Below are 11,511 nucleotides of genomic sequence, written 5' to 3' on the forward strand. Positions count from 1 at the left end.
CCTCCACGGCTTCCTTGGCAGTGGAGGTCCTGGTCAGGGTCTCGATCAGGTCGGCGGCGGCGCGAGCCGTCGCGTAGCGCCCCGAGTCCCGGTCGTGCCGCTGGACCAGGATCCGGAGGTCACCGCCGACGTGCCGGGGCTGATGCTGCCCGACGGCGCCCGGGTCACCAGTGTGATCGAGCAGGGTGTGCTGACCAGTGTGGAGGCCACCGTCCGGATGTCCCCGTTGGACGTACGCGCCCACTACGAGCAGCGTACGGACATCGACCTGCTGCGGGTCGAGGACGAGATCTTCGAGACCGAGGTGCTGGCCCGGGCGCAGGACCGGCGGATGTACCTGCGGGCCGGGGCGCTGTGCGCTGACGCCACCACCCTGACCGTCATGGTCGGTCCGGACTCCGACGAGGCCGGGCTGCCCGAGTTCCGTTCGGGCTGACCTCGACATCTGTCCTAACCGGGCGGTGTGTTTCCCGACAGCTGCCCGGTGACGTTCGCCGATGCGGTGTCTAGCGTGCGCACACAGGACCGTCCGCGTCCGGACAGGAGACACCCCCATGAAACTCATGCTCGCCCGACGTCGTCGCGGGCTGACGGCGACAGCGCTGCTGGCGCTGGTCGCCACGGCCGCGTTGACGGCGTCGTCCATTGCAGCACCGGCGGTACCGTCGCTGGCCACCAGCTTCCCCACCGGTCCCATGGAAGTACCCGACGAATGGATGACCGCCCAGCGGATGAGTGACGGCAGCACCGACCTGTCCGCCGCCAAATACGCCAGCGCCCGCGGCGAGGCCAACCAGCTCGCCGCCCGAACCCTCAACGTCTACCGGCCGCTCGCCGAGCGATCCTGGTCCTTCTTCGGCCCCGCCAACATCGGCGGCCGGGTGGTCGACATCGCGGTGGACCCGCAGGTGAACGACCAGGTGTTCATCGCCGCCGCCTCCGGCGGCGTGTGGAAGTCCAGCGACGCCGGGGCCACCTTCACCCCGGCGTGGCCGGACGGCTGGGGTCAGGCCATCGGCGCGGTCGCCATGACCAGCGACGGCCTCCTGTTCGCCGGCACCGGCGAGGCGCAGCCCGGCGGTGGCTCCATCACCTTCGGCGGCGACGGCGTCTACCGCTCCGCCGACCGGGGCGCCACCTGGGAGCGGGTCGGCCTGGCCGACAGCCACGCCATCGCCCGCTTCGCGATCGACCCGAGCAACGAGTCCCGGATCTTCGCGGCGGCCGCCGGAAACCTGTTCGTGCCCGGCGGCGAACGCGGCGTCTACCTCAGCGAGGACGGCGGTGACAACTGGCGGCAGGTCCTCGCCCCGCCGAACGACACCACCGGCGCCACCGAGGTCGTCATCGACCCGAGCAACCCCGCCCGAATGTACGCCGCGATGTGGGACCACCGGCGTGAGCCGCACCAGCGCACCTACGGTGGCCCCGGTTCCAGCCTCTGGCGTTCCGACGACAGCGGCGAGAACTGGCAGCGGATGACCACCGGCCTGCCCACCGACGCCGACCAGGGTCGCTGGGGTCTCGCGCTCGCACCGAGCAACCCGCAGCGCCTCTACGCCTACGTGGGCACCGCCATCGGCCCGTTCCGGGCCTTCTACCGCTCCGACGACGGCGGCGACACCTGGACGCAGACCCCGGTCAGCTCCGGTCAGGCCTCGCAGTCGACGTTCAGCTGGTGGTTCGGCAAGCTCTTCGTCGACCCGGGCAACGAGAACCACGTTTTCCTCATGGGCGTCAACCTGATGCGCTCCACCAACGGCGCGCAGAGCTTCTCGTCCGTCGGCGGGGTGCACGCCGACCAGCACGCCATGCGCTGGGACCCGAAGGTCCCGGGCCGGGTCTACCTCGGCAACGACGGCGGCTTCTACCGGTCGCAGAACAACGGCGCCAGCGGTTGGGTCAAGGCCACCGACGAGCGGTACACGCAGTTCTACACGGTCGACGTGGCGCAGACGAACCCGAGCCTGAAGGTCGGCGGCACCCAGGACAACGGCTGCAACCGCGGCTACAACGGCGTCCTCGGCCCCTGGAACGCCATCGGCTGCGGTGACGGTCTGCAGACCCTGATCCACCCGGAGAACCCGAACATCGTCTTCGGGTGCAGCCAGTACGGCGCCTGCTACCGGTCGGAGACCGCCGGCGGCACGCCCCGCCAGAACATCGGCACCGGCCAGACCACGTCGCAGCGACGCAACTGGCTGACCCCGCTGCAGTTCGACCCGAGCGACCCGAACGTCATGTACTACGCCGGCAACATCGTGAACCGGTCGACGGACAACGGTCGTACCTGGACCGCGATCAGCCCCGACCTCACCGGCGGCGGGCCGAACGACCCGTCCGGCTACCCGTGGGGCACGATCACCACGATCGCCGCTGCGCCCACCGACGGCAACACGCTGTACGTCGGCACCGACGACGGCAGGTTGTGGTGGACCAACGACCTCGGTGCGAACTGGCACCAGGTCGACCCGGCGCAGCTGCCCGGCACCTGGGTGACCCGCGTCGCGGTCAACCCGAAGGACGCCAACATCGCGTACGCCACGTTCTCCGGTTTCCGCTCCGGCAGCAGCCGGGCGCACGTGAAGATGACCGTTGACGGTGGGCGCACCTGGACCGACATCGGGCGGGGCCTGCCCGACGCGCCGGTCAACTCGGTGATCCCGACCGCCGACGGGCTGCTGCTGGTCGGCACCGACGTCGGGGTCTACCTGTCCGCCTGGAACGGCGGCGAGTGGGCGTCGCTCGGCGCGGACCTGCCGAAGGCGGCCGTGATGTACCTGCGCTACCACGAGCCGTCGCGGCAGCTCACCGCCGCGACGTTCGGCCGGGGCATCTACGACGTCACGGTGCCGCGCTGCCCGGCGTCCTCCACCAAGCTGCCCCTGAAGGACACGGGGGTCGGTGTGGTGGGCGTGCTGGCTTCCTGCCACGCAAGTAAGTAGGTCGTACACCGGCCGTCTCCCGGCCGGGACGTCCGGAGGCCACCTCCCCCCGCGTGGGGAGGTGGCCTCCGCAGTTTCTACCGCAGCGGCCGGGCGGGGAACCGTGCCGGCGGGTCGGCGATCGCCTGCTGAGCGGCGATCAGCTGGAGCTCCCGGGTGCCCGCCGCCAACGTCGCCTCCAGCACGGCGAAGATCGAGGCGGTGGTGCGCTCCAGCGCCGTCGCGGGCGATCCGGTGGTGCGCAGGTGGGCGAGGTACAGCGCGGCGGTGACGTCGCCGCCGCCGTTGGGGCTGATCGGCAGCAGCGGGGTGGTCACCGCCCAGGCGCCCTCGTCCGACACGGCCACCACCTCCAGCGAGCCGGCCGGCACGTCGCCGTGCAGCACGCTGGTGACCAGCACGTGTCGCGGCCCGGTGGCGCGTACCACGTCCACCGCCGCCAGCAGCTCGTCGAGTGAGTTCGTCGGGCGGCCGGCGAGGAACTCCAGCTCGAACTGGTTCGGGGTGACGATGTCGGCCCGGGGAACCACCACGTCGCGCAGATACTCCGGGATGCCCGGCCGGACGAACATGCCCCGCCCGACGTCGCCCATCACCGGGTCGCAGCAGTAGACCGCGTCCGGGTTGGCGGTCTTCACCAGGGCCACCGCGTCGAGGATCACCGCGCCCATCGCCGGGTCCCCCTGGTAGCCCGACAGGATCGCGTCGGCGTCGCCGAGCACCCCCCGGTCGGCGATACCGGCGATCACCTCGGCGACGTCGGCCGGGGCCAGCAGCGGCCCGCGCCACGCGCCGTACCCGGTGTGGTTGGAGAAGTGCACGGTCAGCACCGGCCAGACCTCGTGCCCGAGGCGTTGCAGGGGGAACACGGCAGCGGAGTTGCCGACGTGGCCGTAGGCGACCGAGGACTGGATGGACAGGATCTTCACCGTCTCATCATGGCGGTTGCGGATCCTAGATCGGCCCAGGGTCCGGGTCTTCGCTTCCGCCGATGGGCACCCTCGTCCACGCCGGTTGCTGTCGACAGCTCCACCCGATCCAAGCTGTCGTTCCAAGTCCATGACCCGTTCGGGTGCCGGTTGATGCAGTTCCGTTGGAAGTAAGGGCTTCTGCAGGTCCGCCGGGACGCGGCGCTGTCCAGGTCAGGAAATTCGGCGGGAGTAGGCGGAGAGCAACGAGCGCAGCGGTGCCGGTCCCGCCGCATCCAGCCCCCGCTTCGGCAGCACGAGCACCGCTCCGCCGCGCCGCTCCGATGCAAGCAGGACAAACGACCGATCGGTCTCGACGTGCAGCGGATGCTGAACCCAACTTGTCGTCGATTGTCCGGCAGCGCTGCTGAGATGCACCCCGGTGTCGGTAACCGTGGTCTGCATGGGCTGGGACAGCGCAGGATTGCCGCGCATGATCTGCCGAACATGAAGCCGGTAGATCCAGCGGGAGCCGCCGAAGATCCGGCGCAGCAGCAGGCTGAACCCGACGACGACGGGCACCACCACGACAAACAGCACGACGCCACCTACCACGGCGGTGCCCGGCGCCACGTTCCCAGCCATCGCAGAGAAAACGAAGACGACAGCGAGCAGGCCGACAGTCAGGAGGGCGCTCAGCCACCGCAGATACCAGGGACGCGCGATGCTGCGGTTCTGGGCGACGAAGCCGTCTAGCAGGTCGTCCGACGTGAGGACGTAGCGCAGCTGCACAGGGTGGGCCGTGACGTTCTCCGAGGGCATGACCGAACAGCCTACTCACCGCCGTGCATCCCGGTGGTCATCATTGGCCGCCTCCGTCTGCCCCTCGACGACCTGTGACCGCCTGGACCTGGTCCTCATCGTCGATGCGCGGCGGCAGCTCGGTCCTACCTCCGACCCCTCGCTTACAAGTTCTGGGCGCTTCGGTTGGCGGCGTCCACCCGCGTCCGCCACCTCGGGCGTTCGTCCGTAGGCCGCTGTCGCCGGCCGAGCGGATCGCGGCTAGATCCGGATGCCGTTGGGTAGCCGCGAAGCAGGCTCCTGAGATCATGGGCGGCGTGGCTGGATTCAGTTACAAGACGTCGTGGCTGGCTGTGCGAAACGGGACCCCTGGCGAGGTCGCCGACGCGCTTGGTCTGTACGACCGGGAAGTCCTCGGCTGGGCAACCGGCACCGACCGGGCCTACCAGCACGGCGTGTACGTGGCCGCGCCGCTGCCAGGCTGGACCCTCGCCCACGGCCGGTTGCATGTGCCGCCGGGTTTCGACGCGACCGAGCCGCCCTTCCCCGACTGGCTCAGGGTATTGAGTCGGCATCTGGGCGAGGTGCAGTTCTTCGCCAACGAACGGGTCCCGGACTATCACGCCTGGGCTCGGGCCCTGGATGGTGAGCTGTTGCGTGCCTACTGCTTCATCGGTGAGCGAGGCGAGGTGCCGCTGTTCGTTGGTGCTCCGACAGCCGATGAGATCGAATTGGGCATCGGCATTCGCGGTATGGAGCCTGGGTGGGAACACTGGTCGGACGATGAGTGGGCAGCCTGGTACGAAACGACGCCGTCGGAGTCCGACGTGCTGGCGATGGCCGGTCGCTGGAGCGTCGACCCGAGCGCTATCGACGACGCCACCGTGACTGCAACCGGCATTCACGGACTACCGCGTCGGTCTCTAACGTCCCGCAGTGACAATCCGGGTTGAGGGCCCTCCGTCCCTCTTGCGTACTCTGATCGGCCACGTAAGGACGAGACCGGTCCGGCCCGGCGTGACGATATGTAGCGCGCGCATCGCGGCACGGCAGTGCCCTCGGCATGGGCTGACGGCAGCAGGCAATCTTGCGGACGGTGACAGGAGGCGTCTGTCCGGCACGCACGGCCAGCGGCAGATCAGTGCGGCGGGCGAATACGGCCATCCGACGATCGCCAGTGCCCGAGCGCGGAATGGGTGAGCCATCGACGCGCGGAGGGCACCAGCACGAACGCGCCGGCGACCACCGTACCGGCCGCCAGCACGATCCCTTGGTCGTAGGGCCAACGGTCGGCGAGTATGACGTCGTTGGCGCCGGGTTCGGGGTCGTAGACGACCTGAATCCGGTCACCGGCGGCCAGCCACGGATCGCCCTACCCGTCTGCAGCACACCCAAGCGATCGCCGTCCCGCGCAGCGACAGCGACCGTCACGAAGCTGCCGTCGACCTCCGTCACGACCGCCTCCGCTGTCACACCATATCGGTCGAACCGCCACCCGCTGTAGAGACCAACCGCGGTCGCCACCAGCAGCCCCAGGAAGATCAGCCAGAGGAACACCCGACCGGTCCTCAGCAACGCCATATCCCATTTCCACCGCATCCGTTCGTTCGCACGGCGATCGCGATGTCGGCCCTTGAGTAGCCAGTGCCAGGCGTACACAGCGGCGATCGTCATGAGTACGCCGAACAGCGCACCGCACAGCCCGAGGCCGATGGCCGCCTCCGGGACCGCGAGCGCAGCCACGAGCACCGTCGTCCAGCACGCCACCGCGGCGGTGGTCGTGAACATGGCGTAGACGTAGGGGTGCTCGCCCCACCACCCGAGGTCCGCCCTTCGAGCCATGAGGCCATGGTGATGGACGCGTCAACACGGCGATCGCTGGCCGCCGCAAGGGCTTCGCTGCGCACGAGCCCAACCCACGGCGCAAGATCCAATTGGAGGACACACCATCGGACCTGGACGCGGGCGAGCCACTGTCATGACCATGCTCGCTGGGTGCGGCGCCATCGCTGCGGGGTGATGCCGTGGCGGTCGCGGAAGCGGCGGACGAGATAGGTGGCGTCGCGCAGGCCGGTTCGGGCGGCCACGGCGTCGAGCGGCAGGTCGGTCTCGCGCAGCATTCGCCGGACCTCGGTCATGCGCCGTTCGGTGATCCATTCAAGCAGGGGGCGGCCGGTGCGCCGGCGGAGAACGGTCGTGAGGTGACCCGGGGTGTAGCCGAGCGTACGGGCGACATCGGCGGCGGAGACCGGTTCGTGGAACGTCGCCTCGATCTCGGCGAAGACCCGCTCGACGAGTGGGTCCGGCGTGGCCGGGGCGCTGGGTGCCAGTCGCGCGGCCGCGACCAGAAGCCGGGTGAGCAGTGCGGCGATGGCCTCGCGGGCGCCGAGACGGCCTGGGTCGGCGAGTTCCTCCGCCAGGTCCGCCAGCCACGCCGACCAGCTCGCCTGGTCGGGCTCTGCGATCCGACCGTGCCCCGCGCTGAAGGTGAACAGGGCGAGAAGGGGATGGTGCGTCCAGGCCAGTGGGGAGACCGAGGTCAGGGCGGGGACGGCGTCCGGTGTGAACGCGACCGACCACGCGCGGCCACGGGCGAGCTCGGCCGCGACGCCGATGACCTGCCCGGGCGATACCGCGTGAACCTCGCCAGCGCGCAACGGCCGTTCGGCGCCGTCGACGGTGAACGAGCCCATGCCCTCCTCGACATAGACCAGGACGAGGAAATCGTGGGCGTGCCGGTGGTCCGGCGGGAGGCTGAGGTGGGCGGCTTCGGTGTCGAAGCGGGTCACCGAGACAGGAGGCAGGCCGGGGCGCTGCCGGTAGCGGTAGACCGGCGTTCCGTCGGGCCGTACCGTGCGCAGCCTCGACGGGACTCCCGGCGGGTCACTGACCGAAGAATGTCCCATGGTTACCAAGTTAAGTCCTGCTCAGCAACCGCAGAATGTCCAAGACTTGGAGGTGACGACACCGGGTCCGCCACCGGCCAGCGAGGCAGACCCGCCACCGCGTGCACAGGAGGCATCCATGGCAGCGTCGACCCACGTACGCATCCTCGACCAGCGAACTCCGGAGGATCGGAACCGCCCGTTCCTGCCGGGCGCGGGAAAGACCTGGCTTCTCCCGTTCTACGACGCCTTTACCCGGGTGGCCGGCGTCCGCGCACTGCACGAACGTGCGGTCGCGCTCGCCGCCATCGAGCCCGGCCAGATAGTGGCCGACATCGGCTGCGGCACCGGCAACCTGTCGTTCGCCGTGCTCGCGGCCCAGCCGAGCGCGCAGGTGACCGGCCTCGACCCCGACGCCGACGCGCTGCGCAGGGCAGCGCGCAAGGCGCGCCGCCGCAGCGTCGCTCTCACCCTCGTACAGGGATACGCCGACCGGATCCCCGCTGAGGACGCCTCGCTCGACCACGTGGTCTCGTCGTTGGCCCTGCACCACATCGATGACGACGGTCGGATCGCGTTCGCGCGCGACGCGCTGCGTGCTCTTCGGCCGGGAGGACGGGTCACGGTCGTCGACTTCGGCGGCCCAGCATCCCACGTCGCCGACGCCGGGCACCCAACACACCGCCATGGCCACAGCCCTGTCCACGCCCTCCAGCACCTGACCCGCCTCATGCGTTCCCGGGTGGCGCACAGCCCGGTCGTGGCCCGCAACCACGGCGATGGCATCGTTTCGCTCCTGGCCGACGCCGGGTTCGGCGACGCCCGGGAGGTCGCGCACGCCGACCACAGGTTCGGCCGGGTCACCTTCGTGCAGGCGACCCGCCCCTTGAGCTGAACCTGATGGGGGTGTCGACAGACCCCACCACGCCACGCATTGGCAAAGTCCCAATGCCGCAGGCCGGTACCGCCACCAGCATCCGCTCAGCAGCATCCTTCCGGAAGGTCACCTATTCGGGGTCGCCGTCTGGGACGAGGTGCATGATCCGTCGAGCGAACGCTCACCGGACGCGGCCCCGATCCGGTACACGACATGCACCCTCCAGCCGTACCTCGCGGGGACCTATGGCGACGGCGGAAGAGCCTGCTTTAGGGTGAAGCCATGAAGTCGATCAAGAAGATCCAGGTCACCTTCGACTGCAAGGAGCCTGGGCGCGTCGCTCGATTTTGGTGCGAGGTGTTGGGGTACGTCTTGCCGCCACCACCGAAGGGATTTGCCAGCTGGGAGGACTACAACCTCGCCCTGCCGTCCGAGCAGCGGGATGCATGGTCGGCCTGCATCGACCCCACCGGCGTCGGCCCGCGACTGTTCTTTCAGCGCGTCCCAGAAGACAGGGTCGTTAAGAATCGGCTGCATCTCGATGTGCGGACCGGCGCCGGGCTCGTGGGCGCCGAGCGTTTGGCCGCGCTCGAGGCCGAAGGCGCACGGCTGATCGCGCTCGGCGCGACACCTGTGCTGCTGCAGCATGCCGATGAGGAAAACGAGTCGTGCTACACGCTGCAGGACATCGAAGGCAACGAGTTCTGCCTCGACTGAGAGGGTCATTCAGTCGGCGATCATCGGTGGGCGAGGTTTGGGTAGTTCCCGGGACGGTTTGATCGACTTGTGATATGTCGTGAGTGGACACGACGGCCGGTGGGGCGTAGACCACATGGTCGCGCATTGGGAGCAGGAAGCTGTCGCCCTCCGTGATCCGCACTCTCATGCCGCCAGGCGCGCGCCAAGGCATTGAGCATCCGTTGCGGCTGGTGCAAGCCCGTCGCCAGCGCCCTGGCTTCGCTGCGGACAACCCTGTGGCGTGCTGAGGTCCTGGTCGCGCACACTCGCGGTCATGCTGGCTTCATGTCGTAGCGTCACGGACCTGGTCGCGGCACAGGCGCGAGGAGAGCGGATCAAGTTCCTGTTCTTCTGGGGGCACCAGCCGCAGCGCGATGGCGGCGTCGGCACCGGATGCTTGAGTCAGTGGTGGCCATCGTCATTCATCATCGACGGGGTCGTATTCGCGACCGCAGAGCACTACATGATGTGGCGCAAGGCCACCCTGTTCGGCGACGACGCGATGGCCGAGCGGGTTCTCGCCGCGCCGCACCCGCACGCGGCCAAGGCACTCGGTGGCCGGGTCGCCGGGTTCGATCAGCAGGCATGGGACGATCATCGCTTCGACATCGTGGTGGCCGGCAACCTGGCCAAGTTCGAACAGCACGCCCAACTGGGCGCGTTCCTGCTCGCTACCGAACGACGGGTTCTCGTCGAGGCCAGCCCAGTGGACCGGATCTGGGGTATCGGGCTGACTCAAGACAACCCTGCCGCCGCTGATCCGACTCGGTGGCAGGGCCTCAACCTGCTCGGGTTCGCGCTCATGCACGTGCGCGACATCCTGCAAAAGGAGTCGGAGCGGTAACCGTCGCTGGACGCCGAGCGCTCACAGACTTGCCGCCGACCGAGCGTCACTGCAGGTGAAAACGGTGCTGGTCATCAACGTCTGAAAGTGCAGGTAGGGGCGTCGTTGCTGTGGCTGAAAGGCTAAGTGCTGGTGTTCCCTGACACGCCGGTCGGTGCATCGACGCCAGCGATCGCGGCCAGGTCCGCCTCCGGTATGCCCAGTGCGCCTGCAATCTCACCGACCAAGACAGGGTACGGGTTGTGCCACCCCGTCCGCGCCGCGTTGATCGTCGACATCGCGCGACCGGTCCGTACGGCGAGTTCCTTCATCGAAACGCCCCGGCTGTCCATGAGTCTGCACAGCACAGCGCCGAATGGATGCGGCTCCGGGGCGCCGGCCTTCGCGAGTGCGGGCCCGATGATCGTGTCCGCGACCTTCGCCTGGAAGCGCAGCAGCCGGTTGCCCTTGAACCGGACGCGTCCGACGAACGGCAAAGTCTGCCCCGCGCGGCCTTCGAGCGTGCCCGGCACCGTAACCTCGGTAAACGCGTTCCTCTGCCGGTCATGATTGCTGGCGACCTCGCGAGGGTAAGCCGCCTCGACCTGCGTGACCTGCCAGTCGCTGTGCCACCATGAAAGTTCGGTCAGCAGGTCGTTGAAGAACGGCGGCAGGACCGCGAGGTCGACCGGCTCCGGCCTCTTCGTGTGCACGATCCCGGGCCAGTACATCAACGCCTTCTGCACGGCGGGGGTGAGCGTACGTCCAGCGACAGTCATCGTCGCAATGTAGTCCGGAGACCTCGCAGCATACGGATCTGCCGCATACAATGCGCGGTCGCGCCGGCTGACGCTTCGCGGGCACCAAGATCCGGACGCTGTCCTGCGGAGGTCGGTTGTTTGGGGGATGCCGGCGGGCATCGGAATCTCCGGACGGGCGGACGTCAACGTCCGGGTGGGCGGTCAGGACAGCTCCGGAGCGGCGGACGTGTCGGTGACACAGTGTGACGACACGGCGTTCCTGCAGGACGTGGCGGCTGACGTCTCTGGATCGTCGTCAGGTATCGGAGGGCGGTGCGGATGTGGGAGGCGCGGCGCTCGCAGCCAGGCTCCGAAGTCTCCCGCTGGTCGTGCTCAAACTCGTACGCGCATTCACCACACATGCCATCGACGTCGTTGCCGAAGCCGTGCTCTATCCACGAGTGCCCGCACGCGGGACAATCCCCCACGGCATGGAGTTTCCGAGTCGTCTCAGCCCGTTCTCGCCAACGCTGCGACAGGTTCTCCACGCCTCGATGATGCCCCGCTTGCCGCTCGCTGCACGAAGGACTACCCGCCCATGGTGCTCGGGCCTCTTCAACGGCATCAGCGGCACGGGACAGCCAAGTTTCTCGCTGGGCCGCCTGCTGCAACGCACTGACATGCCGTGAGTCGCGCTACGCACCGTCACGATGCTCGGTGGGTCGGCGTCCGGTCGTGGCGATGAGCGGGTCCTGGGGCGGCGCGGGGATCATGACCCGTGCCGTCTGGTCTTC

General features: G+C 68.9%; 10 protein-coding genes. 6 read left to right on the forward strand and 4 right to left on the reverse strand.

The features are described from left to right. Together AB0M52_RS22150 and AB0M52_RS22155 are read left to right on the forward strand one after the other, a co-directional pair. Positions 1–436: hypothetical protein (locus tag AB0M52_RS22150; RefSeq protein WP_363956702.1), on the forward strand; the 436-nt coding region annotated here is incomplete at its 5' end. 118 nt (positions 437–554) lie between these two features. Further along, positions 555–2,945, forward strand: a complete 2,391-nt coding sequence (locus AB0M52_RS22155; protein WP_363956705.1) for a glycosyl hydrolase — start codon at positions 555–557, stop codon at positions 2,943–2,945. A 77-nt stretch (positions 2,946–3,022) separates the two neighbouring features. Here the strand turns inward: AB0M52_RS22155 and pdxY are convergent, their stop codons facing one another. Beyond that, positions 3,023–3,874, reverse strand: a complete 852-nt coding sequence (pdxY, locus tag AB0M52_RS22160) for a pyridoxal kinase PdxY (protein ID WP_363956708.1) — start codon at positions 3,872–3,874, stop codon at positions 3,023–3,025. A 213-nt stretch (positions 3,875–4,087) separates the two neighbouring features. Next, the gene (locus AB0M52_RS22165) at positions 4,088–4,675 is read right to left on the reverse strand and encodes a hypothetical protein (RefSeq protein WP_363956711.1); all 588 of its coding nucleotides are present in this window, start codon (positions 4,673–4,675) and stop codon (positions 4,088–4,090) included. Between the two features lie 296 nt (positions 4,676–4,971). On the opposite strand from AB0M52_RS22165, the gene AB0M52_RS22170 reads away from it, so the two are divergent. Beyond that, the gene (locus tag AB0M52_RS22170; protein WP_363956714.1) at positions 4,972–5,607 is read left to right on the forward strand and encodes a hypothetical protein; all 636 of its coding nucleotides are present in this window, start codon (positions 4,972–4,974) and stop codon (positions 5,605–5,607) included. A gap of 1,023 nt (positions 5,608–6,630) precedes the next feature. Here AB0M52_RS22170 and AB0M52_RS22175 read toward each other — a convergent pair. Next, positions 6,631–7,560 carry an AraC family transcriptional regulator gene (locus tag AB0M52_RS22175; RefSeq protein WP_363956717.1) on the reverse strand — a complete coding sequence of 310 codons (930 nt, stop codon included), beginning with the start codon at positions 7,558–7,560 and terminating at the stop codon, positions 6,631–6,633. A gap of 118 nt (positions 7,561–7,678) precedes the next feature. Between AB0M52_RS22175 and AB0M52_RS22180 the strand changes: the two genes are divergently transcribed. From AB0M52_RS22180 to AB0M52_RS22190, 3 genes are all read left to right on the forward strand, one after another. Next, positions 7,679–8,434 carry a class I SAM-dependent methyltransferase gene (locus AB0M52_RS22180; RefSeq protein WP_363956720.1) on the forward strand — a complete coding sequence of 252 codons (756 nt, stop codon included), beginning with the start codon at positions 7,679–7,681 and terminating at the stop codon, positions 8,432–8,434. Between the two features lie 264 nt (positions 8,435–8,698). Further along, a complete protein-coding gene (locus AB0M52_RS22185) occupies positions 8,699–9,133 on the forward strand; it encodes a VOC family protein (protein ID WP_363956723.1) in 435 nt (144 codons plus the stop codon). 295 nt (positions 9,134–9,428) lie between these two features. Continuing rightward, positions 9,429–9,998, forward strand: coding sequence for an NADAR family protein (locus AB0M52_RS22190; RefSeq protein WP_363956725.1), 570 nt, complete (start codon positions 9,429–9,431; stop codon positions 9,996–9,998). 122 nt (positions 9,999–10,120) lie between these two features. Here the strand turns inward: AB0M52_RS22190 and AB0M52_RS22195 are convergent, their stop codons facing one another. After that, positions 10,121–10,723, reverse strand: coding sequence for a hypothetical protein (locus AB0M52_RS22195; protein WP_363956728.1), 603 nt, complete (start codon positions 10,721–10,723; stop codon positions 10,121–10,123). Positions 10,724–11,511 lie beyond the last annotated feature (788 nt).

It is taken from the genome of Micromonospora sp. NPDC051296 (genome assembly GCF_040682255.1).
Lineage (GTDB): Bacteria > Actinomycetota > Actinomycetes > Mycobacteriales > Micromonosporaceae > Micromonospora > Micromonospora craterilacus.

Bases quoted from the DNA above. Each gene is read 5' to 3' on its own strand.
- AB0M52_RS22155 (WP_363956705.1), top strand. From the start codon at position 555: ATGAAACTCATGCTCGCCCGACGTCGTCGCGGGCTGACGGCGACAGCG.
- AB0M52_RS22165 (WP_363956711.1), bottom strand. From the start codon at position 4,675: ATGCCCTCGGAGAACGTCACGGCCCACCCTGTGCAGCTGCGCTACGTC.
- AB0M52_RS22175 (WP_363956717.1), bottom strand. From the start codon at position 7,560: ATGGGACATTCTTCGGTCAGTGACCCGCCGGGAGTCCCGTCGAGGCTG.
- AB0M52_RS22180 (WP_363956720.1), top strand. From the start codon at position 7,679: ATGGCAGCGTCGACCCACGTACGCATCCTCGACCAGCGAACTCCGGAG.
- AB0M52_RS22185 (WP_363956723.1), top strand. From the start codon at position 8,699: ATGAAGTCGATCAAGAAGATCCAGGTCACCTTCGACTGCAAGGAGCCT.
- AB0M52_RS22190 (WP_363956725.1), top strand. From the start codon at position 9,429: ATGCTGGCTTCATGTCGTAGCGTCACGGACCTGGTCGCGGCACAGGCG.